Annotated in this window: 24 protein-coding genes and 1 tRNA gene; 7 read left to right on the top strand and 18 right to left on the bottom strand. The window is 63.5% G+C overall.

Annotation, left to right across the window (positions count from 1 at the left end):
* Together J2Y68_RS20555 and J2Y68_RS20560 are read right to left on the bottom strand one after the other, a co-directional pair.
* Entirely contained in the window at nucleotides 1-1404 is a 1404-nt protein-coding gene (locus tag J2Y68_RS20555) for a class II 3-deoxy-7-phosphoheptulonate synthase (RefSeq protein ID WP_309996425.1), read from the bottom strand.
* A 66-nt stretch (nucleotides 1405-1470) separates the two neighbouring features.
* Nucleotides 1471-2262 (bottom strand): lysophospholipid acyltransferase family protein, encoded by a 792-nt coding sequence (locus tag J2Y68_RS20560; RefSeq protein ID WP_211711334.1) that lies wholly within the window; start codon nucleotides 2260-2262, stop codon nucleotides 1471-1473.
* Between the two features lie 109 nt (nucleotides 2263-2371).
* Between J2Y68_RS20560 and J2Y68_RS20565 the strand changes: the two genes are divergently transcribed.
* From J2Y68_RS20565 to J2Y68_RS20575, 3 genes are read left to right on the top strand one after another with little or no spacing between them, the layout of a single operon-like run.
* Nucleotides 2372-3160 (top strand): alpha/beta hydrolase, encoded by a 789-nt coding sequence (locus J2Y68_RS20565; RefSeq protein ID WP_309996430.1) that lies wholly within the window; start codon nucleotides 2372-2374, stop codon nucleotides 3158-3160.
* On the top strand, nucleotides 3157-3960 hold the full coding sequence (locus tag J2Y68_RS20570; RefSeq protein ID WP_309996432.1) for an alpha/beta hydrolase: 804 nt from the start codon (nucleotides 3157-3159) through the stop codon (nucleotides 3958-3960). Before J2Y68_RS20565 ends, J2Y68_RS20570 begins: the two co-directional genes overlap by 4 nt.
* Nucleotides 3947-4501, top strand: coding sequence for a hypothetical protein (locus J2Y68_RS20575; RefSeq protein ID WP_309996435.1), 555 nt, complete (start codon nucleotides 3947-3949; stop codon nucleotides 4499-4501). The genes J2Y68_RS20570 and J2Y68_RS20575 overlap by 14 nt, the downstream gene beginning before the upstream one ends.
* Nucleotides 4502-4530: 29 nt before the next feature.
* On the opposite strand, the gene J2Y68_RS20580 is transcribed toward J2Y68_RS20575, so the two are convergent.
* A complete protein-coding gene (locus tag J2Y68_RS20580; protein ID WP_309996436.1) occupies nucleotides 4531-5589 on the bottom strand; it encodes an ROK family protein in 1059 nt (352 codons plus the stop codon).
* A gap of 186 nt (nucleotides 5590-5775) precedes the next feature.
* Here J2Y68_RS20580 and J2Y68_RS20585 point away from each other — a divergent pair, with 186 nt between their 5' ends.
* Nucleotides 5776-7587: an AMP-dependent synthetase/ligase gene (locus J2Y68_RS20585; protein ID WP_309996438.1), complete on the top strand. Its 1812-nt coding sequence runs from the start codon at nucleotides 5776-5778 to the stop codon at nucleotides 7585-7587.
* Nucleotides 7588-7672: 85 nt separating this feature from the next.
* On the opposite strand, the gene J2Y68_RS20590 is transcribed toward J2Y68_RS20585, so the two are convergent.
* On the bottom strand, nucleotides 7673-11068 hold the full coding sequence (locus J2Y68_RS20590) for a pyruvate carboxylase (protein WP_309996440.1): 3396 nt from the start codon (nucleotides 11066-11068) through the stop codon (nucleotides 7673-7675).
* 303 nt (nucleotides 11069-11371) lie between these two features.
* Here J2Y68_RS20590 and J2Y68_RS20595 point away from each other — a divergent pair, with 303 nt between their 5' ends.
* The gene (locus tag J2Y68_RS20595) at nucleotides 11372-12181 is read left to right on the top strand and encodes a ParA family protein (RefSeq protein ID WP_309996443.1); all 810 of its coding nucleotides are present in this window, start codon (nucleotides 11372-11374) and stop codon (nucleotides 12179-12181) included.
* Nucleotides 12182-12275: 94 nt separating this feature from the next.
* Here J2Y68_RS20595 and J2Y68_RS20600 read toward each other — a convergent pair whose 3' ends face one another.
* The 5 genes from J2Y68_RS20600 to gcvH all read right to left on the bottom strand — a co-directional run bounded on the left by J2Y68_RS20600 (nucleotide 12276) and on the right by gcvH (nucleotide 15343).
* Nucleotides 12276-12869, bottom strand: coding sequence for a MerR family transcriptional regulator (locus tag J2Y68_RS20600; protein WP_211711341.1), 594 nt, complete (start codon nucleotides 12867-12869; stop codon nucleotides 12276-12278).
* Between the two features lie 236 nt (nucleotides 12870-13105).
* Entirely contained in the window at nucleotides 13106-13609 is a 504-nt protein-coding gene (locus J2Y68_RS20605; protein ID WP_309996447.1) for a bifunctional nuclease family protein, read from the bottom strand.
* Nucleotides 13609-14325 (bottom strand): transcriptional regulator FtsR, encoded by a 717-nt coding sequence (gene ftsR, locus J2Y68_RS20610; RefSeq protein ID WP_211711377.1) that lies wholly within the window; start codon nucleotides 14323-14325, stop codon nucleotides 13609-13611. The genes J2Y68_RS20605 and ftsR overlap by 1 nt, the downstream gene beginning before the upstream one ends.
* Before the next feature lie 20 nt (nucleotides 14326-14345).
* Complete coding sequence (locus J2Y68_RS20615) at nucleotides 14346-14822, bottom strand: FHA domain-containing protein (protein WP_309996450.1); 477 nt, start codon at nucleotides 14820-14822, stop codon at nucleotides 14346-14348.
* Nucleotides 14823-14956: 134 nt separating this feature from the next.
* Nucleotides 14957-15343 (bottom strand): glycine cleavage system protein GcvH, encoded by a 387-nt coding sequence (gene gcvH, locus J2Y68_RS20620; protein ID WP_309996453.1) that lies wholly within the window; start codon nucleotides 15341-15343, stop codon nucleotides 14957-14959.
* Nucleotides 15344-15461: 118 nt separating this feature from the next.
* On the opposite strand from gcvH, the gene J2Y68_RS20625 reads away from it, so the two are divergent.
* Nucleotides 15462-16043, top strand: coding sequence for a hypothetical protein (locus J2Y68_RS20625; RefSeq protein WP_309996455.1), 582 nt, complete (start codon nucleotides 15462-15464; stop codon nucleotides 16041-16043).
* A 61-nt stretch (nucleotides 16044-16104) separates the two neighbouring features.
* Here J2Y68_RS20625 and J2Y68_RS20630 read toward each other — a convergent pair whose 3' ends face one another.
* The gene (locus tag J2Y68_RS20630) at nucleotides 16105-17313 is read right to left on the bottom strand and encodes an MFS transporter (protein ID WP_309996458.1); all 1209 of its coding nucleotides are present in this window, start codon (nucleotides 17311-17313) and stop codon (nucleotides 16105-16107) included.
* Between the two features lie 175 nt (nucleotides 17314-17488).
* Between J2Y68_RS20630 and J2Y68_RS20635 the strand changes: the two genes are divergently transcribed.
* Entirely contained in the window at nucleotides 17489-17935 is a 447-nt protein-coding gene (locus J2Y68_RS20635; protein WP_309996461.1) for a MarR family winged helix-turn-helix transcriptional regulator, read from the top strand.
* Between the two features lie 127 nt (nucleotides 17936-18062).
* On the opposite strand, the gene J2Y68_RS20640 is transcribed toward J2Y68_RS20635, so the two are convergent.
* The 8 genes from J2Y68_RS20640 to J2Y68_RS20675 form a co-directional block, all read right to left on the bottom strand.
* Nucleotides 18063-18139: transfer RNA gene (locus J2Y68_RS20640), tRNA-Pro, on the bottom strand.
* A 141-nt stretch (nucleotides 18140-18280) separates the two neighbouring features.
* Nucleotides 18281-19831, bottom strand: coding sequence for a ribosome biogenesis GTPase Der (der, locus tag J2Y68_RS20645; protein ID WP_309996464.1), 1551 nt, complete (start codon nucleotides 19829-19831; stop codon nucleotides 18281-18283).
* Nucleotides 19832-19841: 10 nt separating this feature from the next.
* On the bottom strand, nucleotides 19842-20576 hold the full coding sequence (locus tag J2Y68_RS20650; RefSeq protein WP_309996465.1) for a lysophospholipid acyltransferase family protein: 735 nt from the start codon (nucleotides 20574-20576) through the stop codon (nucleotides 19842-19844).
* On the bottom strand, nucleotides 20566-21279 hold the full coding sequence (cmk, locus tag J2Y68_RS20655; RefSeq protein ID WP_211711350.1) for a (d)CMP kinase: 714 nt from the start codon (nucleotides 21277-21279) through the stop codon (nucleotides 20566-20568). Before cmk ends, J2Y68_RS20650 begins: the two co-directional genes overlap by 11 nt.
* The gene (locus J2Y68_RS20660) at nucleotides 21279-22385 is read right to left on the bottom strand and encodes a prephenate dehydrogenase (RefSeq protein WP_309996469.1); all 1107 of its coding nucleotides are present in this window, start codon (nucleotides 22383-22385) and stop codon (nucleotides 21279-21281) included. Before J2Y68_RS20660 ends, cmk begins: the two co-directional genes overlap by 1 nt.
* 3 nt (nucleotides 22386-22388) lie before the next feature.
* Complete coding sequence (locus tag J2Y68_RS20665; RefSeq protein ID WP_309996470.1) at nucleotides 22389-23600, bottom strand: pseudouridine synthase; 1212 nt, start codon at nucleotides 23598-23600, stop codon at nucleotides 22389-22391.
* 149 nt (nucleotides 23601-23749) lie between these two features.
* Nucleotides 23750-24406: an SMC-Scp complex subunit ScpB gene (scpB, locus tag J2Y68_RS20670; RefSeq protein ID WP_309996473.1), complete on the bottom strand. Its 657-nt coding sequence runs from the start codon at nucleotides 24404-24406 to the stop codon at nucleotides 23750-23752.
* Nucleotides 24399-25325 carry a segregation and condensation protein A gene (locus tag J2Y68_RS20675; protein ID WP_309996475.1) on the bottom strand — a complete coding sequence of 309 codons (927 nt, stop codon included), beginning with the start codon at nucleotides 25323-25325 and terminating at the stop codon, nucleotides 24399-24401. The genes scpB and J2Y68_RS20675 overlap by 8 nt, the downstream gene beginning before the upstream one ends.
* Between the last annotated feature and the right edge of the window lie 4 nt (nucleotides 25326-25329).

Consider the following 25329-nt stretch of genomic DNA (forward strand, 5'->3'; position numbering starts at 1 on the left):
TCAGCGCTTGGAGAGGGCGCCCGCGACCAGGAACGCCATTTCCAGTGACTGCATGTGGTTCAGGCGCGGGTCGCAGACCGACTCGTATCGGTCCAGGAACGCGTCCTGGTCGATCGGATCGGCACCGCCCAGGCACTCAGCGACGTCGTCGCCCGTCATTTCGACGTGAAGGCCGCCCGGGACCGTACCCAGCGAGTGGTGGACCTCGAAGAAGCCGCGGACCTCGTCAATGACGTCATCAAAATTTCGGGTCTTGTAGCCGTTGGGCGACGTAACTGTGTTGCCGTGCATCGGGTCGGTGACCCACAGGACCTGGGCGCCAGAGGCGGTAACGCGCTCGACGACGGCGGGCAGCTTCTCGCGGATATTCTTGGCACCCATGCGGGTAATGAACGTGAGGCGGCCCGGTTCCCGGTTGGGGTCCAACTTGTCGATCAGGCGAAGGGCGTCGTCACCGCTGGTGGACGGGCCAAGCTTGACGCCGATCGGGTTCCGGACACGGGACAGGAAGTCCACGTGGGCGTGCTCCAGTTCGCGGGTTCGCTCCCCGATCCAAAGGAAGTGCGATGAGGTGTCGTACGGCAAGCCCGTTCGTGAGTCGATACGTGTCAGCGCGCGCTCGTAGTCCAGCAGCAGTGCTTCGTGGCTGGCGAAGAATTCGACGCGCTTGAGTGCCTCAAAGTCGGCGCCACATGAATCCATGAAGCTGATGGCCCGGTCGATGTCCCGCGCCAGGGACTCGTAACGTGCATGGGCGGGGTTCTCGGTGAATCCCTTGTTCCACTGGTGCACCAGGCGAAGGTCGGCAAAGCCACCCTGCGTGAAGGCCCGGATAAGGTTCAAGGTGGAGGCGGACGTGTGGTACGCCTTGAGCATCCGGCCTGCATCATGCGCGCGCGACTCGGGAGTGAATTCGTAGCCGTTGACGATGTCACCGCGGTACGCGGGGAGGGTCACGCCGTCGCGCGTTTCGTCGTTGGAGGAACGGGGCTTGGCGAACTGGCCGGCCATGCGGCCCATCTTGATGACGGGCATGGCAGCGCCGTAAGTGAGGACGACGGCCATCTGGAGAATGGTCTTCACCCGGGCACTGATTTTGTCCGCCGTAGCGGCCTCGAACGTCTCGGCGCAGTCTCCACCCTGCAGGAGGAAGGCCTTGCCCTGGGCCGCGGCGGCGAGCCGTTCCCGAAGGACGTCCACTTCGCCGGCGAAAACCAGCGGCGGCACCGCTGAAAGCTCCTTGACGGAAGCCTTGAAGACCTCGGCGTCCGACCATGTGGGCTGCTGGGAGATCGGCAGGTCCCGCCAGGCGTCAAGCCCGGGATAGTTCGCAGCTCCGCTCTGGGCGGTGCTGGCGAGGGGGTCTGCAATGGAGGGTGCGGTGTTCGCGGTTAGCTCAGTCACCCTTCAAGAGTAGTAGCCTCCGGCGGGGTTGCGGGACTGCAGCCGTAACCGATGATGGCCGCTGCGTCACAGTTTCTCCGCTGATCCGTTCCCGCCGCCCCGCGGTTCATCCCTGTCCTCGGAGATGTCTGGGGTGGAGTCTTCGGCAACCTCGACTTTTCGGACCGGCTCCGGGCCTTTTCCGGCCAGCTGGGCCTTGACCACTGCAGCATATTCGTCCACGTACTCCTGGCCGGAGAGGCGCATCAGACCGGACATGATTTCATCGGTTACGGCCCGCTGGACCTGGCGGTCGTCCTCCATGCCGTAGTAACGGCTGAAGTCCATTGGCTGCCCGAAGATGATGCCGATCCGTCGGATGTTCGGCAGTCTCTTACCGATGGGCTGGACCTTTTCGGTCCCGATCATGGCCACCGGCACCACCGGCACCCGTGTCTGAAGGGCCAGTTTGGCGACGCCCACCTTGCCGCGGTAGAGCCTGGCATCAGGGCTGCGGGTACCTTCAGGGTAGATGCCCAGGAGGCCTCCGGATGCAAGAACATCCTTACCCGCTTGCAGTGACATTTCCGACGCAGCGCCGCCCGAACGGTCCATGGGGAGCTGGTTGCTCAACCGGAAGAACAGGGCCGTGAGGCGTCCTTTGATGCCTTTACCCGTGAAGTACTCGGACTTGGCCAGGAAGATCACGGGACGACGAACCATCAACGGAAGGAAGATGGAGTCGGAAAAGGACAAGTGGTTGGACGCCAGGATGGCGGCACCGTTTTCGGGAACGTTGTCCAGTCCTTTGACCCAGGGGCGGAACAGAAGCTTGAGGATCGGACCAAGAAAGATCCTCTTCATGACCCAATAGAACACGTTAGTCCCCTCACGGCCGACGGTTGACATGCTTCCGGCAACCCGGCCGGCACTCAAAGGCAACCCTACTCCAGTGAGAAAATCCAGGAAGAGTGACACGATGGGACGCATGACGGAACGCCCTTCACCTGCCGCGCCGCTCGCCTTCCACCATGCCGGGCATGGACCCAATGCCTCGACGGGCGTGGCCATCTGCCACGGCTTCACGGGCAGCCCCTTGAGCATGCTCCCGTGGGCTGAGTACTTGGCTTCCCAGGGATTTGCCGTATCGGTGCCGCTCCTCCCCGGCCACGGCACCAGTTGGCGGGATCTCGCTACCACACGCTGGCAGGACTGGTACCGGACCTTCGAGCAGAGCTACCTGGAACTCGCCGGCCAGACCAAGACCTGTTTTGTTGCCGGGCTGTCCATGGGAGGCGCCGTGGCTCTTCGGGTCGCCGCCCTCCACGACGTTCCGGGACTGGTCCTTGTCAACCCCGGCCTCAGCTTCTACGACCGGCGGGTGAGGTACGTGGGCGCCCTGAAGTACGTGATGCGGACCACCACCCCCATCGTGGAAGACTCACCGGCGCCGGCCACCGATGAGACGGGCGACTACTCCAAGACTCCCTTGAAGTCAGTGCATGAGCTGAAAAAGCTCTTCCGCGCTGCCGCCCGCGGCCTGCCTGAAGTGGAGGCGCCTGCACTGGTGTTCAAATCGGCGGTGGACGGCGTCATACCTCCGAGTTCCGTGGCCACCATCGAACGGCACATCGCTTCCTCCCGCCTGAAAGTCGTCACGCTTCCCCATAGCGGGCACGTGGCCACCCTTGACGTAGACGCGCCGACCATTTTCGAAGAATCCGCCGGGTTTTTCCGTCAGTATGCCGGCGAGAGAGTAGCCTCAGAGTCATCATGAACAAGCTTCCGGATTTGTCGCCGTTCCTCAGCCAGTGGAGCGGGATTGGGCCGCGCGTTGGTGTCGTGATGTCGCATGGGTTCACAGGCAGCCCGCACAGCGTCAGGCCGTGGGCCGAACACTTGGCCGCTGCTGGCTACGCGGTACGGTTGCCGCTGCTTCCAGGCCATGGCACCACCTGGCAGGACATGGCTACCCGTTCCTGGCGGGAGTGGCACCGGGCAGTGGACGAGGCTTACCTCGAACTGGCGGCCGAATGCGACTACGTCTTCACCGCTGGCCTATCCATGGGCGGCACCCTGGCCCTGCGGATCGCGGCCACCCGTCCGGTAGCCGGCACCATCGTCGTCAACCCGGGACTGGTCCTCGATGACCCGCGCGCCGTCGTCGTGGCCGCTTTGAAGTATGTAGTGAAGTCGACTCCGGCCATCGCCAATGACATCCTCAAGCCGGACCAGGATGAAGGTGCCTACGCCCGAACTCCTGTCGCGGCAGCCCATCAGCTGAAGAAGATGTATAAGGACACTGCTGCACTACTCCCCCGCATCAATGCGCCTGTTCGGGTGTACAAATCCACGGTGGACAACGTCATTTCGAAGGCAAGCCTGGAACTCCTTCGTTCCCGCGCAAGCGCACCCGTCGACATCCACTACCTGGCCAACAGCTACCATGTGGCCACGCTGGACAACGATGCCCCCGAGATCTTCCAGGGCACGGTGGAATTCATCCAAAAGACCGTTGCGAACCTGGCCGGACACGCTCCTTCCCCCGAAAAGGACACAGCCCATGAACAGGCCTGATCCCAACTCTGCCGATCAAAGCGCGAACAAGGATGACGACGCCGTCTGGCTGGACCTCGTGGCCCGGCTGGAGTCCACGCCTTCTTCGTCGACGGAATCGCCGGACCCACCGCTTGCGGACCGTGCCCCGGGGGCCGTCGGACCGTCGCAGCGCGGAACCGGCAAGGCTTTCAAGGATTTTGATCCGCTGGGTTTGACGACGCCTGCGACAGAACCTGCGCCCGACGCGTCGGCGGTCCCGGCCACGACTGACAGCCCGGGCCGCCCCCTGGGACCCCGCGATTTTGAGGCTGATGACCTTGATGATGCTTTTGTCCCCGAGGACCCACCCAGTTTGGCGGGCACCGAGCCCCTGATCATGCTGGCGTGGGTGGGCGCAGTGGGAGGTCCTGTCGCACTGCTTTTCACGGCCATGTTCTGGCGGTCCGCCCCGCTCGTCGCGATTATGGGGATCGTCGCCGCCTTCGTGGTCTCGGTGGTCTACCTCATCATGCGGCTTCCGCAGGAAAAGAATGAGGACGACGACGGCGCCCGCCTCTAGGTGCCAGCGCCGGATTCTGCCCCACGGACTTAGCTGTGCGCGCGGCCGCTGACCCGCGAAAGGTCTGCGGCTCCGATCATCCCGGCCCGTGGGCCGAGGGCAGCCAGGTCAATCCTGGCCATGGGGCGGAATCCCCGCCCGGTAAGGTTCTTGGCGAACGATTCGCGGGCCGGGCCGGCCAACAACTCCCCCGCGTCGCATAATCCTCCACCGATCACGAAAGTTCCGGGATCGAGGGCAGCTGCGAGGTTGGCCAGCCCAAGTCCCAACCACTCTCCCTGGTCAGCCAAAAGCTCGCGCGAGGTGGCGTCGCCGGCCAGGGCCAGGGCCGTGACGGTGGCCCCGGTCATGTTCTCGGCTGTGCCACCCGCCCTTTCCAGGAGCGCGCGCCCCTCCGGGGAGTTCGTCCGGACCAGCTGCCGTGCTTCCCTTCCCAAGGCGTTGCCGGAGGCGTACTGCTCCCAGCACCCTCGGTTGCCGCACTCGCAACGGTGTCCGCCCGGGAAAATGATCTGGTGACCGAATTCGCCGGCCACGCCGTAACGGCCGCGCTCCACCCTGCCGTCCATCACCATGGCACCGCCAATGCCGGTACCCAACGTGATGCACACCAGTCGGCTCTCGCCGCGCCCGGCGCCAAAGCGCCACTCAGCCCAGGCCGCCGCGTCGGCGTCGTTGGTCAGGAGGACGGGCCGCCGAAGCATCTTCTGCAGGCTCTCCCGCAGTGGCTCGTTACGCCATGCCAGGTGTGGGCTGAAAAGGACTGTGCCGCCGTCGAGGTCCATCCACCCGGCAGCCCCGATTCCCACTGAAGCGACCCGGTGCCCGGCACTGAGCTCGTCCACGAGTTCCACGATGGTCTGTTCCACGGCCCGCGGGTCGGCGCCAGGAGTCGAGCGGCGTGCTTCGGCCAGGACGCGCCCCTCCGCGTCCACCACGCCGGCCGCCACCTTGGTACCGCCAATGTCGATCCCGATCGCGAGCCCGCGCCGGCCCATATGGCTGCGGCGCGCACCCCAGGGCACATCCTTGAAAACCGGCGCTGGAGGCCTGAGTCGGGCACGGGAGCTGGACCTAATTGCGGGCATCCCATCATCCTATTCCGCAGCCGCCACACAACGGGAAACGGGCCTTCCGGAAGGGCCCGAGTTGCTTGAAATGACGGGTAATCCGTAAAGTTACTCGCCAGTAGGTGAAATAGGACACACCTCCACGAGCAGGCATACTAGAGTGAAAGCAGCCCCTCGTGGCCCGTGCATATCAAAGGAGCTACCGTGCGTGAAATCAGTGTTCCGCCCCTCGTGAGCATCGCTCCGGAAACCAACATCACGGACTTCGTGATCCGGGCAGCGGAGAAGGCATCCAACCCTGCACTGTTTTCCAAGCTGGACAGCAACGCGCAGTGGCAGGACATTCGAGCCAAGGATTTCCTGGCAGACGTCCAGGCACTGGCCAAGGGCCTCATTGCCAGTGGAGTGGGGCCGGGCGATCGGGTAGGAATCATGTCCAGGACCCGCTATGAATGGTCCCTCGTGGACTTTGCCATCTGGTTCGCAGGCGCGGTCTCGGTGCCAATCTATGAAACGTCCTCGCCCTCGCAGGTGGCATGGAACCTGGGCGATTCCGGCGCAGTGGCAGCCTTTGGCGAAGCAGCCCACCACGAGGACATCATCCGCCAGGCGGTTGCCGCGGAAGACATCAGCTCAGTGGCCAACGTGTGGCAGCTGGAGGGCGCAGGCCTGGATGCCCTGCGCAATGCCGGCGCAGGGGTACCCGATGATGAACTCGAGTCACGACGCTCCACTGCGGGGCTGGCCGATCTTGCCACCATCATCTACACGTCGGGAACCACCGGCCGGCCGAAGGGTTGCGAATTGACCCATGGCAATTTCGTGGAGCTTTCGGAGAATGCTCGGGCCTCCCTGCCGGGCATCATCAACGAGGACGGCAAGACCATCATGTTCCTGCCCCTGGCCCACGTGTTTGCACGCTTCATCTCCGTCCTGGCCGTGGCCGGTGGCGTCAAGGTGGCGCACACCCCGGATATCAAGAACCTGCTGGCCGATCTGCAGAGCTTCCAGCCCACCTTTATCCTCGCTGTCCCCCGCGTTTTCGAGAAGGTTTATAACTCGGCGCTGACAAAGGCCGAAGACGGCGGCAAGGGCGCCATCTTCCACCGGGCCGTGGACACGGCGATCGCCTACTCCAAAGCCCGCCAGTCCGGATCCCTGGGGCTCGGCCTGAAGATCAAGCATGCCGTGTTCGACAAACTCGTCTATGGAAAGCTCCGGGATGCCATGGGCGGCCATGTGGCCCACGCGGTGTCCGGTGGCGGGCCCCTGGGGGAACGCCTCGGCCACTTCTTCCAAGGAATCGGCCTCCAGATCCTGGAAGGCTACGGGCTCACGGAGACCACGGCCCCCATCTCGGTCAATACGCCATCCATGATCAAGATCGGCACCGTGGGCGCCCCCCTGCCGGGGAACTCCGTGAAGATCGCGGACGACGGCGAAATCCTTGCCAAGGGTGTGTGCGTCATGCGCGGCTACTTCAACCGGCCGGACCTGACCGAGGAGACTTTCACCGACGGCTGGTTCCGCACGGGCGACATCGGCGAACTGGACAGCGACGGCTTCCTGAAGATCACGGGCCGGAAGAAGGAAATCATTGTCACCGCCGGCGGTAAGAACGTGGTTCCGGCCTTGCTGGAGGACCAGATCCGGGCCGACGCACTGGTCTCCCAGGTCCTGGTGGTCGGCGATAACCGTCCCTTCATTGGCGCGTTGGTCACCTTGGACGAAGAAGCCCTGCCGGGTTGGCTGGAACGTCACGGACTCCCTGCACAAATGCCGCTCGATGAGGCCGCCGGTCACGCGGTGGTGAAGGCCGCAGTGCAGGAATTGGTCAGCAAGGCCAACCAGTCAGTTTCCCAGGCCGAGGCAATCAAGTCCTTCCGGATCGTTGCCGCGGACTTCACGGAGGCCTCGGGCCACCTCACGCCCTCGCTGAAGGTCAAGCGCGCCCAGGTCATGAAGGATTTCGACGCGATCATCGAGGAGATGTACTCGGCTCCCCGCGCCTCCTAGGAAACCCGGGCCACGACGAACAAAAAAAGTACCCCGTCCCACATTGAGCTGTTCAATGCGGACGGGGTACTTTTTTGGCCGGTAACTAGCCGATCACCAGCAGCAAATCGCCGCCCTGGACCTGCTCGACCGAAGAAATGGCGAGGCGGGAAACCGTGCCCGCCACCGGCGTCGTAATCGACGCTTCCATCTTCATGGCCTCAATCGTGGCAACGGTGTCGCCGGCGTTGACGACGTCCCCAGCCTTGACCGTGACGGTGACGGCACCGGCGAACGGGGCGGCTACCTGTCCCTGCTGGGCAGGATCGGCCTTCTCGGCAGCCTTGACGTTGCTGACCACGGAACGGTCGCGGACAACCACAGGGCGGGACTGTCCGTTGAGCGTACACATGACTGTGCGCATGCCCTTTTCGTCGGCCTCGGAGACTGCCTCGAGCTGGGCGATCAGGCGGACGCCCTTCTCCAACTCGATGACGTGTTCTTCGCCCTGCTGGAACCCGTACAGGTAGTCGCGGGTGTCGAGAACCGAGATGTTTCCGTAGGTTTCAACACTCTTCAGGTAGTCCTTGGTGGGCCCGGCGAAGAGGAGTCGGTTCAGCGTGTGCTGGCGAGTCTTGGAGTCACCCTTCAGCGCAGCGCTGTCTTCGGCACTGATGTCCACGTCGCGCACCTTGACGCTACGGCCCTGGAGGGCCTTGGTGCGGAACGGCTCGGGCCAGCCTCCGGGAGGATCACCGAGTTCCCCTGAGAGGAAGCCGATGACGGAGTCCGGGATGTCGTAGTTCTGGGGGTTTTCGTTGAAGTCCGCGGGATCGGCATTGAGGCCTACCAGGTGCAGTGCGAGGTCGCCGACCACCTTGGAAGACGGCGTGACCTTCACCAGGCGGCCAAGAATGCGGTCCGCTGCCGTGTACATGTCCTCAATGGCCTCAAACTGCTCACCCAGCCCCAGCGCAATGGCCTGCTGGCGGAGGTTGGACAATTGGCCGCCCGGAATCTCGTGCCGGTACACGCGCCCTGTGGGGCCCGGCAGGCCGGACTCGAAGGGTGCATATACGCGCCGGACAGCTTCCCAGTAGGGTTCCATGGCGCCGACGTTGGCCAGGCTGAGTCCGGTGTCCCGCGGAGTGTTGGCCAATGCCGCTACCAGGGCAGAAGCTGCAGGCTGGCTCGTGGTACCGGCCAAGGAGGCAGCAGCGACGTCAACGGCGTCCACGCCCGCGTCCACGGCAGCAAGCAGGGTGGCCAGCTGGCCTCCCGCGGTGTCGTGCGTGTGCAGGTGAACGGGGAGGTCGAAGCGCTCACGCAATGCCGAAACCAGCTTCGCGGCAGCTGCGGGACGCAGCAAGCCAGCCATGTCCTTGATCGCGAGGATGTGTGCCCCGGCGTCGACGATCTTTTGGGCGAGGTCCACGTAGTAGTCAAGCGTGTACAGGTCCTCGTTGGGATCAAGGAGGTTGCCCGTGTAGCACAGGGCGACTTCCGCCACCGCCGTACCCGTCGCACGGACGGCGCGGATGGCCGGGGCCATCTGGTTCACGTCGTTGAGGGCGTCGAAAATACGGAAAATGTCGATACCCGTGGCGGCGGCCTCGTTAACGAATGCCTCCGTCACCTCTTCCGGGTACGGGGTGTAACCCACGGTGTTGCGTCCGCGGAGGAGCATCTGGATACAGGTATTCGGCAACGCCTGGCGCAAAGCAGCCAAGCGGTCCCAGGGGTCCTCGCCAAGGAAGCGGAGCGCGACGTCGTAGGTCGCCCCACCCCAGGCTTCGACGGAGAGGAGTTCCGGCATCAGGGCCGTCACTGCGGGGCCGGCAGCCACCAGGTCACGCGTACGGACGCGGGTGGCCAGCAAGGACTGGTGGGCGTCACGGAAGGTCGTGTCCGTAACCGCCACGGCCTGCTGCTCGCGAAGAGCCTTCGCGAAGCCCTCCGGACCCAGCTCCAGCAACTTCTGTCGGGACCCTGAAGTGGGGACGGGGCCCTCGACGGCGGGGAGCTTGCTGGCAGGGTCGGAGTGGACCTTGAGCTCGCCGTTCGGCTTGTTCACTGTCACCTCCGCCAACCAAGTGAGCAGCTTGGTGCCGCGGTCAGCGGAGATGTGCGACTTGAGCAGTTCAGGGCGCTTGTCGATGAAGTCGGTAGCCACGTTGCCCGCGTTGAAGTCGGGGTCCGCGAGAACAGCCTGAAGGAAGGGAATGTTCGTGGAAACGCCGCGGATGCGGAACTCTGCCAGCGCCCGTCGTGCGCGGGCTACCGCAGCGCCATAATCCCGGCCACGGCAGGTAAGTTTGACCAGCATGGAGTCGAAGTGCGGGCTGATCTCGGCACCTGAGTAGACGGTACCGCCGTCGAGCCTGACTCCAGCGCCGCCAGCGGAGCGGTATCCGGTAATCTTTCCGACATCCGGGCGGAAGCCGTTGGCCGGGTCCTCCGTGGTGATGCGGCACTGAATAGCCGCTCCCTTGATGGAGACCGAGTCCTGGCTCAGTCCGAGATCCGCGAGGGTCTCCCCCGAAGCAATCCGCATCTGGGCCTGCACGAGGTCGACGTCCGTGATCTCTTCGGTCACCGTGTGTTCCACCTGGATACGGGGGTTCATTTCGATGAAGACGTGCTGGCCGGCCCGTTCACCCTCGGTGTCCACCAGGAACTCGACCGTTCCGGCGTTGACGTAGTTGAGGGCCTTCGCGAAAGCGACAGCATCGCGGTATAGCGCCTGTCGGATGTTCTCGTCCAGGTTTGGCGCAGGAGCGATCTCCACTACCTTCTGGTGGCGTCGCTGGAGTGAACAGTCACGCTCAAAGAGGTGCATGACGTTGCCCTCGGCATCAGCCAGGATCTGCACCTCAATGTGGCGCGGGCGCAGCACTGCCTGCTCGAGGAACATCGTGGGATCGCCAAAGGCGGCGTCAGCCTCGCGCATGGCGGACTGCAACGCCTCCGGCAAGGCCTCGCGTGTTTCCACGCGGCGCATGCCACGGCCGCCGCCACCGGCGACGGCCTTGGCGAAGATGGGGAAGCCTATCTCATCTGCGGCAGCAATGAGCTCGTCGAGGTCCTTGGAAGGCTTGCTCGACTTAAGGACCGGGACACCGGCCTTGCGCGCCGCTTCCAGGGCTGCGACCTTGTTGCCTGCCAACTCCAGCACCTCGGCCGGAGGACCCACGAAGGTGATTCCGGCAGCTTTGGCGGCACGCGCCAGGTCCGGGTTTTCCGAGAGGAACCCGTAACCGGGGTAGATGGCGTCAGCGCCGGCTTCCTTGGCGACGCGGACAACCTCCTCGACGTCCAGGTAGGCGCGGACGGGGTGGCCCACCTCGCCGATCAAATAAGCTTCGTCGGCCTTCTGCCGGTGGATCGAGTTGCGATCCTCATGCGGAAAGACGGCTACGGTCTTGGCGCCCAGTTCATAACCAGCGCGAAACGCCCTGATCGCGATTTCGCCGCGATTGGCCACCAGAATTTTCGAAAACATACTTCTCCTGCATCATTGCGGGTGGATCGGTCGGTGGTCACAGTGTGTAGTGCCGCCAGCATCAAACACAAATCTTTGTGGCAACCATCACAAAGGAATCGTCATTTGGGCTGTATATGCGTGCGCGCGACCGCACGCCATGCTATCGGGGAAGGCTCCGTTCACCGCCCTGGCGCGTAGAAAGCGGGAATCCGCGGCGATGCACCATATGATGTTGAGGGGGCTTCGGCAAACCCCGGCTCCGGTGCTTCCGGAGCCGAATCAGCGCGATACGGCAACCGGCGTTAGGTTTTGGTTTTTCAAGTGCAAGTAGTCAGCATCAGCAGCCTCAAAGGTGGCGTCGGCAAGACGTCCGTGACCACTGGCCTGGCGTCCGCGGCCCTCGCAGCCGGCATCCCCACCCTGGTGGTGGACCTCGACCCCCATGCCGATGCCACTACGGCACTTGGCGTGCAACCGGGCTCGCAGCTGGACATCGGCCGGATGCTGAAGAGCCCCCGCAAGGCCAGGATCCAAGAAAACGTTGCCGGCAGCAGCTGGGTGTCCAACGGATCCAGCGACGGCACGTTGGATGTCGCAGTAGGCTCGGCCTTCACTGGAATCTATGACCGCCCGGACCTGGGTCGCCGCGATCTTCGCAGGCTGTCCGCGGTACTGGCCGGCACTACCGCATACGAACTCGTCCTGGTGGATTGCCCTCCGTCCCTGAATGGCCTGACACGCATGGCCTGGAGCGCCAGCGACCGCGTGGTCCTGGTCGCCGAGCCAGGGCTGTTCTCCGTGGCCGGCACCGAACGCACCATGCGGGCCATTCAGCTGTTCCGGCAGGAGTTCGCCCCCAACCTGGCTCCCGCCGGCATCGTTGCCAACCGGGTCCGCACAGGATCGGCTGAGCACACGTTCCGTTTGGCGGAGATGGAATCCATGTTCGGGGAGCTGCTCTTGACGCCCCACATTCCTGAACAGGCCAACTGGCAGCAGATCCAGGGCGCCGCGCATTCGGTGCACCACTGGCCCGGCGACTCGGCCAAGAACTCCGCCAAGCTGTTCGACGCCCTGCTCCAGAACCTCCTGGAAGGCCAGGCCGCCTTGCGGGACCGCCGCCAGCGGTAAGGCCAGGTCCAATACTTCGCAATAAAGGAAGAGCCTCTCCCCGGCGGGGAAGAGGCTCTTACTCTGTCATGCGAATTCTTTGGGTGGCTGGTTCCTAGCCGATGCGGCGCGCTACACGCCGTTTGCTCAGTTCGTCGTCCGGAAAGGACTGCTCGGCGGCGTGCTCGCTTGGAAGAGCAGCCAGGCTTCCCTCAACTTCCCGCCATACGCGCCCAACGGCAATGCCGAAAACGCCTTGTCCGCCCTGTACAAGGTCAATGACCTCGTCGGCTGACGTACATTCATAGACGCTGGCGCCATCGCTCATCAGGGTGATTTGGGCCAGATCCTCAACGCCGCGTTCCCGCAGGTGCTCCACGGCGGTCCGGATCTGCTGCAGGGAGACTCCAGTATCGAGAAGTCGCTTCACCACTTTGAGGACCAGGATGTCCCGGAAGCCATAGAGGCGCTGCGAACCGGAACCGGCGGCGCCGCGGACGGCAGGCTCCACAAGGCCGGTACGCGCCCAGTAGTCAAGTTGCCGGTACGTGATGCCTGCGGCTTTGCAAGCGGTGGGGCCGCGGTAGCCCGCGTCCTCGTCCAGCACAGGAAGGTCCTCTGTGAAGAGCAAACCTTGGGCGCCGGATGCGGGCGCAGCAATGCTGGCAGAGGACTGCTTCAGCTCGCCTGCTTCGCCTTTCGGACTCACGTGACCTCCTTGTTCTCAGTTCCCTTGGGGACGGTGCACACACCGATACAACACCGAAATGCAGCATTGTAATTCCCGCAAGGCGGCACCTTCCAGTGTGACTTGCGTTGGCAGTGGATGCAACGGGAACTTGATACCTTCGACGTTAGGCCCGTGGGGCTCCGAGGTCAAAGACCTTGGGCCCGAATTCCAGTCGTGTCGAAAGTTTCACCCTCAACTTTAGGCTTAGGGTGCCTTCAGCCCTCGAAATCCTCGGGCTCAACGTCATCCAGGAACTCGCGGAAGCGACGCATTTCACGTTCTTCGTCCACTGTTGGATCCGGTTCGGAGTCTTCGCCTTCGTCGTGTTCGGTGATGCGGACGCCGGCTTCGTCCATCACGGCGTCGGCACACCAGATACGGCATTTCGCCCGTAAAGCAAGTGCCAACGCATCCGACGCGCGCGAACTGACCACCGTGCCGTCGTCGAATTGCAGTTGGCCATAGAAGATGTTGTCCTCCACCGCCACAATGTTGACGCTGATAATCGAATGTCCCAAGGATTCCACCACATCCACCAGGAGATCGTGGGTCATGGGCCGCGGAGGGACGACGCCCTGCTGGGCAAGGGCGATGGCGCTGGCCTCAGGGGTACCTATCCAGATGGGAACGTGACGCTCGCCATTGATTTCCCGCAGGAGGACCAGCGGCTGGTTGGACGGCAGTTCGATCCGGACGCCGACGATTTCGACCTCGATCATTAGCCGTCCATCCGGGAGATGTGGCCGTGGACCAGTGCCCTGTGAAGAGTCAGGCAGAGATCGCTGATCTCGCGGGCGGCCTCGGCTGCCCGCGCCTGGGAAGCGGCGTCGCGTCGGGAGGTCAACGGAGCAACAGCCCGCTCGACCAATCCGAATTCGCGTTCAGCCGCCGCCTGGAACGGCCGGAGGTGGCGTGGTTCAAGACCATGGCTTTCCAACTGGACACATGCCCTGGCGACCTGCAGGGCGTGCTCGTCAAACTTCCCGCCACTATGGCTGATCAGTCCGAAACTCAGGAGCGACTCCAACAAGGGCACGCTGGCGCCTGACTCGGCACGCAATTGCTCCTCCGTCAGTGCCCGGGCACGACCCTGCACTTCTGCTGCCATTTCCGCCGAAACCACCCGGGGAGAAACCGTGACGCCCGGGGGCAGGTTCTCCGGCCGCTCTCCACGATCGATGGCATCGAGATAATCCTTGATGACTTTGAGCGGCAAGTACTGGTCGCGCTGCAGGGCGAGGACAAAACGGAGCCGCTCCACATCGTGATCGGCGTACTGCCTGTACCCGGCAGGTGTCCTCTTCGGGTTAATGAGGCCCTTTTCCTCGAGGAAACGGATCTTGGACGCAGACATCCCCGGGAAGTCGTCGCTCAGCTGCGCGAGGACTTCCCCGATGTTGAGGACCTGCGGTCCGCGGCGGTCCGGCTGGGCAATAGCCACAGGCAGATACCCCGTCAGACTTGGCCTGCTGCGCGGACAGGGCTCAGGTAGTAAGTCAACCGGAACTTGCCGATCTGGACCTCATTGCCACTCTTGAGCTGCACGCGGTCAACACGGTCGTGGTTGACGTACGTTCCATTGAGGCTGCCCATGTCCACCAACTCGAAACCGGTAGCCGTCCGAATGAACTGGACGTGCTTGCGGGACACAGTGACATCGTCAAGGAAGATATCCGCATCGGGATGACGTCCGGCCGTAGTGGTGTCCGCGTCGAGCAGGAACCTGGCGCCGGCGTTGGGTCCGCTGTGCGCGATCAGCAAAGCCGAGTTCGGAGGCAGGGCGTCCACCGACGCCCGTTCCTCGGCGCCCAGCTGGGGGGCGATGCTGGGCTCATCCCACGTTGGCGTGATGCTGATCGAGGTGGTCTCCGACGTAGGCTGCTCCTCCGCGCCGTTCCCGACATTGGCTTGATTCTGTTCGCCGCCAACCATGGAATTTCCTCCTCATCCGCCGACAGTTCCAAACCCTGCCAGCACTTCCGCATCCCGGTACCGCCGGGCAAATCGGTTCCCGGCCCGCCGTACCCCCTCCCACAAGGGGAAACGGCCTGACGGGCCAGATAACTTTAGCCTACCTGTTGTTCGTACTCCGATGCACTGAGCAAAGAATCCACGGCATCAGCTTCGGCCAGTTTTACTTCGATCAGCCAGCCTTCGCCGTAAGGGTCCGAGTTGATGAGGGCAGGATCAGTATCAAGGGCGTCGTTGCGATTAGTGACCTCTCCCGTCACCGGAGCGTAGATATCACTGACACTCTTGGTCGACTCGACCTCCCCCACCACTTGGTTCCCGGTGACTTTGGTGCCGGGCTCGGGCATTTGGGCGTACACCACATCCCCCAGCGCGTCCTGCGCAAAGTCGGTGATGCCAATCCGCACCACACCTTCGGAGTCCGGCGCAGACACCCATTCGTGTTCTGCGGTATAGGAAAGATCTGCTGGAATATTGCTCACGGGTGGCCTTTCATCGGGATAATGACGAATCTCGACGGCGGCCCGCAATGCTGGCCACCGCTGAAAGTATAGGCACAATTCCCCTGCACCTATTTGGGGTCTCTGCCATGATTGACCCATGACTGAACAAGCACAAGTACCAGCTCGGAAAAAGGGCAATGCGGGGGTCAAAGTCATTCTGATACTGGTGGCATTGCTTGTTGCTGTGTGCGCCTATTTTGTTCTTGGTGCCATCCTTCCCCGTTGGTGGTCCGATGTCATCGCCGGGCAAATACGGCGTGACCTTGGAGCGAGTGTCCTGGTGGGCATGTTTTACGGCTTCACTTTCACCTTCCTTCCCTTGCTGGTGGCTTGGCAGGCCACCCGCAAAGCCGTGACCTGGCCGTGGAAAGTCGCCATTGTTCTGGTAGCTGTCGCGATCGCCACGCCAAACCTGCTCACGGCCGGGATAGTTTTCGGCAGCACCGAGTCAGCCCATGCGGGCCAGCGGACCTTGAGCGTGGATGCAGGATTCTTCACCACTTGGACCGCGGTTTCCGCCATTGCCGCCGTGGTGGCCTTCATTGGAGTCACTGTGCTGTGGGCTGTATGGAGGAGGCGCGGAAAGCAAATGAAGGCCCTGAAGCAAGCCGAAAACGAACGCGTAAGGGCCGCCAAGAACGCAGCCGCGGAAACGCCGGGCACAACGCCCTTGGCATAGGACAGCGAAACCCGCCACGGAAAGGTTCGTGGCGGGTTTCTTTTCTTCGGGCGGTCCAGCCTCAGGCGACAGTCGCCCCGCGCGGTTCGCGTTCGACGCCGGCCGTTGCAGTCTGCAGCGCGGCTCCTCCGCGCTTGGCTGCGGCGGCGGCAATAACCATGACCACCAGTGCTGCGACGGTGATGCCGGCGCCGGCCCAGATGGGTGACGTATACCCGAGCCCTGCCGTGATGGTCACGCCGCCTAGCCAGGCTCCCAGGGCGTTGCCCAGGTTGAAGGCACCGATGTTCGCCCCGGACGCAAGCGTCGGCGCTGTAGAGGCGAAATGCATGACCCGCATCTGCAGGCCAGGGACTGTCGCGAACCCAAACCCGCCCATCAGGGCGAGGGAGATCAACGTGGCAATGCCGTTGGAGGCAGTGAGGGCAAAGAACACCAGTACTACGACGAGCCCCGCGAGAATGACGATGAGTGTCCTGTCCAAGGCCTTGTCTGCTGCCTTGCCACCGAGGAAGTTTCCAACAAAGAGTCCGCCTCCGAACAGCACCAGGAGCCACGGCACCGCACCCGACTCGAAACCGGAGACCTCCGTCAGGGTGAAAGCAATGTAGGTGAAGGCACCGAACATTCCGCCGAAGCCCAGGATAGTGACGACGATGGAGAGCCAGACCTGGCCGGACTTGAAGGCACCCAGTTCGCTGCGAAGGCCCTTGGTCGGTTCCGTGCTGGCCTTGGGAACCATGAGCGCGATACCGAGGAGGGCGATGACACCGATAGCGGTGATTGCCCAAAAAGTGGAGCGCCAGCCGAAGTTCTGGCCCAGGAGGGTTCCAAAGGGTACACCCAGCACATTGGCGGCCGTGAGGCCCGTGAACATGATGGCGATGGCTCCGGCCTTCTTGTGGGACGGGACCAGGCTCGCGGCCACCACCGACCCGATGCCGAAGAAGGCACCGTGGCAGAGCGCGGCGACTATGCGGCCAATCAGCATGGCCGTGTAGCTGTCGGCGATGGCGGAAAGGAAATTGCCGGCAATGAAGAGGACGAGCAAACCCATGAGGACAGGTTTACGCGGCAGGCGGGTTACCGCAGCCGTCACCAGCAGGGCACCGACAGTAACGCTGAGGGCGTAACCGGAAATGAACCATCCGGCAGAAGCCTCGCTGACCTGGAAGTCGGAAGCAACCTCCGGGAGGAGGCCCATGATGACGAATTCGGTCAATCCGATGCCAAATCCGCCTAGGGCAAGGGCAATCAACCCTGCGGGCATGTGAAGCTCCTTAGCTGGGTGGTTCCCACGGGAGTGGAAGTGCGCCGCCGGGAACCGTAGAATAATATTTGCAGACGCTCTATATATAGTTGCACACGCTAGATACTTGCGCAAGCAACTACATTTCCTGGTGCGTCTGCCCAGATCCGCCAAACAACTGAGGAGCACAGCACACATGGGCATCAAGGATGACGCCGTCGAGGTTCGGGCACAGGGCTGGCGCACCCTTGCAGCCCTGCACGGAAGCATCGAGGCGGAACTGGAGAAGGCGCTGCAGGCGGCCAACGACCTGTCCGTGGTTGAATACACGGTCCTGGACGCCCTGAGCCGCCAGGACGGGTGGCACATGCGGATGCAGCAACTGGCCCGCGCCACCGCCCTGTCCAGCAGCGCCACTACCCGCCTGGTCAACCGGCTTGAAGACCGCGGGCTCCTCACCCGCATTCTGTGCGCAGACGACCGTCGGGGCATTTACACCGAGCTGACGGCGGCCGGTCAGAAACTGCTCGAGGCAGCCAAGCCGGTCCATGACGACACCCTGGCTGCAGCACTGGATGCGGCCGAGGCCGTGCCGGAGCTTGAACCCCTGGTCCGGGCACTCGGCGCGCTGCAGAAGGTGTAGCCAAAATCCCGGTCTTGTTCGTTTTCCCAGGCATGAACGCCCGGGACCAACGGACAAGCCGGGAGAACATGGCATGTTAACGACCAAAGGCCGGAATCACTGCGTTTCCGCGTGATTCCGGCCTTTATGGTCGGGCTGACAGGATTTGAACCTGCGACCCCTTGACCCCCAGTCAAGTGCGCTACCAAGCTGCGCTACAGCCCGCTGGTTCCACCGTTCTCCGCCTAAGTTTTCCTCCGAAGAGTCCCACCTAAGCAGTCCGGCCGAACCACCTCCAAAAGCTTACACGAAGTTGGAGGGTGCCAACGCCATCTCAGCCAAACTCGGCTGTGATGCCCGTCTCAATCAACGCTTCTTGCCGCGCTTCTCGCGGACACGCATGTTGACCTCGATGGGCGTGCCCTCAAAGCCGAACGTTTCGCGGAGGCGGCGGGTGATGAAACGGCGGTATCCGGGGTCCAGGAAGCCGGTGGTGAACAGCACGAACTTCGGCGGCCGGCTTGATGCCTGCGTGCCGAAGAGGATGCGCGGCTGCTTGCCACCACGGACGGGGTGCGGGTGCGCGGCAACCAGTTCGCCCAAGAACGCGTTCAGGCGTCCGGTGGGGATACGACGGTCCCAGCTCTCCAGTGCAGTGTCCAGCGCAGGAACCAAGCGGTCCTTGTGCCACCCGGTCTTGGCTGAGATGTTCACGCGCGGTGCCCACTCAACGTGGGCCAGGTCCTGCTCGATTTCACGCTCAAGGTACCGGCGGCGTTCGTCGTCCAGCAGGTCCCACTTGTTGAACGCGAGAACCAGCGCACGGCCGGACTCGATAGCCAACTGGAGGATGCGGACGTCCTGCTCACTGAGGACCTCGTCGACGGCAAGAAGCACGACCGCGACCTCCGCCTTTTCGAGCGCGGCCTGCGTACGCAGGGACGCATAGAAGTCCGCACCCTGGGCCATGTGCTGGCGACGGCGGATACCGGCAGTATCCACGAAGCGCCACGTGCGGTCGCCGAGTTCGATGAACTCGTCAACAGGGTCACGTGTAGTGCCGGCGAGGGTGTCCACGACCACACGCTCCGAGCCCGCAAGCTTGTTCAGCAGCGAGGATTTGCCCACGTTCGGGCGACCGATCAGCGCGATGCGTCGCGGTCCGCCGGTGCGGTCCACGCCTTCCACCAGGGAGTATTCGGGCAGGGTGTCCATGACGTGGTCAAGGAGGTCGGCGACTCCACGGCCGTGGAGTGCGGACACGGGGTACGGCTCGCCAAAGCCAAGGCCCCACAGCGTCGCCGTGTCGGCTTCCTGGGCGAAGTCGTCAACCTTGTTGGCCACCATGATGACCGGCTTCTTGCTCTTGCGGAGCATCTTCATGACGCCCTCGTCCGTGGACGTTGCGCCCACGGCGGAGTCCACGACGAAAAGCACGGCGTCTGCCAGTTCAACAGCCATCTCGGCCTGCTCGGCGACCCGGGCGTGGATACCCTTGGCGTCGTGCTCCCAACCGCCGGTGTCCACCAAGGTGAAGTTACGGCCGTTCCAGTGAGCGGAGTACATGACGCGATCGCGGGTCACACCGGGCGTGTCTTCCACCACTGCTTCACGGCGTCCCAGGATGCGGTTCACCAGGGTGGACTTACCCACGTTCGGCCGGCCGATGATGGCGAGGACGGGGTCCAGCTTCAGGGGGCCTTCGTCGCCCTCGTCGCCGTACTCGCCGCTCAGCAGCGCCGCGTCTTCTTCATCGAGCTCGTAATCGTCCAGGCCCGCCCGAAGGGACGCAGCGCGGAGTTCGGCCTCGTCGTCGTCCAGGGCAGCCAGGTTCTCCGCCACCTGGTCGGTGCCGGTGGGCGTGTATTCGTCGTCGCCGGCTCCATGGAGGCCGGATTTTTGAGTCGTATCGCTCATTGCACTTTCCTTAGGGGTGGTCTGCCGGCGTCCCGGCTACTGCTGTTTGGCGGTGCTGCGAAGTGGATGCTTCGGGCGCAGGCTCGCTGGGGAGGCCCTGGCCCGTGGCCCGGATGGCGTCCTGGACGTGTTCGGCCAGGGCGTCGCGGATGTCCGCAGCCGCCCTGTCCATTGAAACACGCCCCGGCTCGCCCTTCCGGCGCTTCACCGTGACTGGTTCGCCGAAGCTGACATAGAGCTTCCGGCGTGGTTTGGGGATATGGTCCCGATGCTCATCACCCTGGCGGGTTCCAAGAATGGCGACCGGTATGACTGTCGCGGCAGAGTTCAGTGCCAGCCAGGCAACTCCACTGCTGATGCTTTCGGCGGAACCGCTCCCCCGGCTTCCTTCCGGCAGGATACCGACGCAACGGCCGGCGTCGAGCAGTTTCTTGGCGGTGTGCAGGGCCACGCGGTCCCCTGTACGGTCCACGGGAATCTGCCCGGAGCCCCTGAGGACCTTGCCGAGGATACCTGTGAACATCTCCTTTTTGACCAGGATGTGCATGGGGCGGGGCGAAGCACCGAACATGACCGGGCCGTCGAGGAAGCTGATGTGGTTGGCGGCGAAAACCACCGGGCCGGCGGCGGGCACGTTGCTTTTGCCCGTGACCTCGGTCCGGTAGTACAGATGATCGATGATCCATCCGATGGGACGGCTCCACAGCCGGGTCCATGGCGCGGGAAGCTGGTTCTCAGTCGCCATAGATGACCTTGCTGACGATCGCCAGGGCAGTATCCACCGTCTCCTCGAAGTCCAGGTCCGAAGAATCCAGCGTCACTACGCCGTCGGCAGCCTGCGTAAAGTTCACCACCGTGGAGTCCTTGGCATCACGCTGGATCACCTGGGCGGCAAGTTGTTCCTTGCTTTGCGTGCCACCCAGCTGGATGCCACGACGCCGGAGCCTGGCTTCTTCACTGGCGGTCAGCAGCATGCGGACCTCGGCATTGGGGACGACGACGGTAGTAATGTCGCGTCCTTCCACCACCATGCGGTGGTGGTGCTGGCCGATAAGCTCCCGCTGCCGGCGAATGAGTTCCGTGCGCGCCCCAAGCGTGGTGGCGACCGCACTCACCGACGAGGAAATGAGGGGGTCCCTGATTTCCTCCGTGATGTCCGTTCCGTCCACGGCTACATACTCCGTGGCTGTGGACGTGCTGATTTCCAACGGGATTTTCTTGGAAGCGTCCTCCACCGCGGCGCCGTCGTGAAGGTCCACCCCGGTCTTCAGGCAATACCAGGTCAGGGCCCGGTACATGGCGCCGGTGTCGAGGTACGCCAGCTTCAACCGCCTGGCCACCTCTTTGCTGACGCTGGACTTCCCGGAACCTGAAGGGCCGTCGATGGCAATCACCAAAGGCTTGCCGGGGCGGGCAACCGTTTCGGGGCCAAAGAATTCTCGTGTCATTACTGGAGTACCCGCCATCCACGGTCAGTCAAAGCTTCAACAAGGAGGTCGTGCTTGCTGGGAAGCACGGAAAGCTCCACCATGCCCACATTCTGACCCGACGAATGGTCGAGCCGGAGGTCTTCGACATTCACGCCGATCTCGCCAATCTCCGTGAGGAGGTGCGCGATCTGGCCCGGTTTGTCATCCACCAGGATAGTGAGCCACGAGTAGGCCTGCGGCGGGCCGCCGTGCTTGCCCGGAATCCGGGCCTGCCCCGCATTGCCCTCGCTGATGAGCTGTGCAAGGTCAAGCCGGGCTCCGGGTGCCAGTGGTTCTTCCAGTGTTCCGATCAGGCGGTTCAGGTCTTCGCGAACGCCGTGCAAAATCGAAACCACCTTGTTCGCATTGCCGCCCAGGATCTGCACCCACAGGGTGGGGTCGCTGGCCGCGATGCGGGTGGTGTCCCTAAGCCCGTTGCCGGCCAGGGACAAGGCATGCATCGGCGTCCCCTGAAGTCGGCTGGCGAGCAGGGATGACATGATCTGCGGCAGATGCGAAACCAAGGCCACCGCTTCATCGTGCTCGTCCGCGGTGAACTGCGAAACGGTCGCCCCGAGATCTCCGGCGAGGGACCGGGCCGCCTGCAGGGCCGCACTTCCGGTTTCCTCCGTCGGACAAATAACCCACGGCATGGACGTGAAAAGCTCACCGCGCGCCGCGACCGGGCCCGACTTTTCCCGGCCGGCCATGGGATGGGTGCCCACGTACCGGGTGAGATCAACGCCCCGCTCACGCAGTTCAGCCTGGATGGTGGCTTTCACGCTGGCAATATCGACGACGACCGCGGACGGGTAGTCCCCCAGCGCCTTCTCCACGACATCGGCCGTGACGTCCGGCGGCGCGGCAACAACAACAAGCTGGGGTTCTTGGTCCAGCTCCGCCAACGGACGCCCCGCACCGATATCCACGGCAACCGCCTGATTGGTCGGTGACGGATCAAAAAGGAAGACGGGAACCCCGCGGCCGCGCAGGCCCAGGCCTATGCTGGCCCCAAGCAGGCCTGTACCGAGAACGACGACCGGGCCATCGAGATGGCCCCGGCCGTGCGTACCGAATGCCGACATGCCCTAGAGCCCTACGGATGCCAGGAGGTGCCCGACTTCCTGCCTGCCGAGGTTGCGGATGCTGCCCTGTCGCTGGTCGCCCAAACCGATGGGACCTACCTTGACACGGACCAGCCGCTCCACCGGGAAACCGACGGCGTCGAACATGCGACGCACAATACGGTTCTTGCCGGAGTGGAGGACAACCTCGATCAGGACGTGGCCGGGAGTGGAGTCAACCAGCTTGAACGAGTCCACAGCTGCTACGCCATCCTCGAGCTCGACGCCGTTCTTGAGCTTGGCGCCGACGCCCTGCGGGAACGGGCCACGCACCTGCACCAGGTATGTCTTGGGTACCTCATAGGAAGGGTGCGTCAGGCGGTTGGCGAGTTCGCCGTCGTTCGTCAGCAGCAGCAGTCCCTCGGTGGCGACATCGAGGCGTCCGACGTGGAACAGTCGTTCGCCCTTGTTCTTGTTGTTCTTGAGGAAGTCGCTGATGCAGGGCCGGCCCTCGGGGTCTTCCATGGTGGAGACGACGCCCTTGGGCTTGTTGAACACCATGTAGACCAGCGTTTCGTCGAGCTGGATCCGGATGCCGTCAACGTGGATCACTGCGGACGTGGGGTCCACGCGCATACCGAGCTCGGTGGTGACCTGTCCGTCCACTTCGACTCGTCCTTCGAGGATCATTTCCTCACAGACGCGGCGGGAAGCCACGCCGGCCTGCGCCATGACCTTCTGCAGGCGTACGCCGTCTACGTCGTGAAGGTCCGACTGCGGGACTTCCTGTCGCGGGCCGCGGTTGCGGCCCGGCTTGCGGATGGGGCCCAGGTTCTGGCCGAAGCGTTCGCTGCCGAACGCTTTGGAGCCGAACTGCTTTGCCTGCTTCGGCTTGGGCTTCAGCGCGCCCGGAGTACCGGGAGCCTTGCCAAAGCCGGGCTTGTTGGAGCCGGGCTTACGGAAAGGCTTGGCTGGCCTGGCGGCCTGGCCACGATCGTAATCGCCGGCCGATGTGGGGTTGTCGGGATCGAAGGGAGCCGCTTCGCGCGGCTTCGAAGCCTTGAAGGGGCGGCCCTCGCCCTGGGTGAAGTTGCGCTTTCCAGCGCCGGCGCTGCCGCCGCGGCCGGAAAAGCCGCCGGCGTTGGAGCGGCCTGCGCCGCCCTTGGCCTCATTGCGTCCGGAGCTGTTGCGCCCCGAACCGTTACGTGGTGAACTCTGGCGTCCCGCCTGTGTCATGACCCGTCCTTGTGTAGTAATGGCCGGCATTTGGTGTTGAAATCAACACTAGCCAGCCGGACAGACATCGTCTGCCCCTTGTTGCTGTGCACCTTGTTGCGGTGCGTGTGTCCGTATTAAGTTCTGGTGCCGCCGTTTGTGGCCGTTGGCTACATCCGGGTGGCGTCGTAGTACTCGTCGATCCCTTCCAAACCAGGAAGGTGGGGCGAGAGCTGGGGCAGTTCCGCCACCGAGCCAATGCCCATCCGTTCAAGGAAGTAGGAGGTAGTCCTGTACAGGACCGCCCCGGATTCGGGATCGTTTCCGGAGTCCTCGATCAAACCACGCTGGGTAAGAGTCCGGACCACGGAATCGACGTTAACGCCGCGAATCGCGGACACCCGGGCCCTGGAGACCGGTTGCCGGTAGGCAATGACCGCCAGAGTCTCAAGCGCCGCCTGAGTCAGCCTGGTGGTCTGCCCTTCCAGGACGAACCTGCCCACGATGTCGGCGAAATCCGACCGCGAATAGATCCGCCACCCTCCGGCGACGTTCCGCAATTCAAAACCCCGGGGTGCAGTGCTGGCATCGGCAAAGCCGACAGCATCCACGTCCGGGGCTTTAACAGTATAGCCGCTATACTCCCGCTGCAGGTCATGCAGCAAACCCTCGACGACGGCCACCGTGACGTTCAGTCCCGCGGCCAGCTCTTCGGTGGTGGCGGGCTCGTCGATGACCATGAGGACTGCTTCCAGTGCCGCCTTTGCACCCCCGGGCAGCACGTCCAGTTCAGCCAGGCCATCCTGGGCCGCTTCCTGCTCATTCATCGCTGTTCTCCGTGCTTCCCTGTCCGGGTCCCGCTTCGTATTCCTCGCTCAGACTGGAACTGTCCCAGTCTGCGTCATCACCGGTCCACCGCACCGTCAAATCCGCCAAAGGCTCGGGCTGTTCGAAGGCCACTACCCGGTCCCGGAACATTTCCAACAATGCAAGGAAGCGCGCCACCACCACCAAGGTGTTTTCGGCATCGGCTATCAACGCCTGGAAGGACAAGGGCGCACCCAACTTCAGGCGGTATCCCATGATTTCGGCCTGTTCCTTGACGCTGACCGGCGGAGCATGGAGGTGGCCCAAGCCCACTTCCTCGGGCACGGCGTCTTTGGGCTTGAGCGCCTTGGCAGCCAGTTCCGCAAACTGATCCGGGGTGTGCCGCCAAACAAGCTCCGGCAGCAGGGCGGCGAAATGACCTTCCAAAGCAACCTGGCGGGGGTATCGACGGGCTTCCTGTTCCAATGTTTCGCCCAGAATCCCGGCGATCTGCTTGAACGCCTTGTACTGCAGGAGACGGGCGAACAGCAGGTCCCGGGCCTCGAGGAGCGCGATGTCCTCGGCGTCTTCTACTTCGCCGGCCGGAAGGAGGCGCGCGGCCTTAAGGTCCAGCAACGTTGCGGCGATCACCAGGAACTCGCTGGCCTCGTCCAACGCCCAGTCCTCGCCGAGTTCCTGCAGGCGGCGAATGTACTTGATGAACTCATCGGTGACGGTAGCCAATGCCACTTCGGTGATGTCCATCTTGTGCTTGGAAATGAGGCCAAGCAGGAGATCAAAGGGGCCGGTGAAGTTGGCCAGCCGTACCTCAAAGCCCGGCTTGCGGGCTTCGGAGGTACCGGCGTCAGACGCTGTGTCCCCCACGGTTGCTGACGCGGCCGCGGGAGTGTCAGTCATGGGGGCGAGCGATGGTCCCACCGTC

Source organism: Paenarthrobacter nitroguajacolicus (assembly GCF_031455195.1).
GTDB classification, from domain to species: Bacteria; Actinomycetota; Actinomycetes; order Actinomycetales; family Micrococcaceae; genus Arthrobacter; species Arthrobacter nitroguajacolicus_D.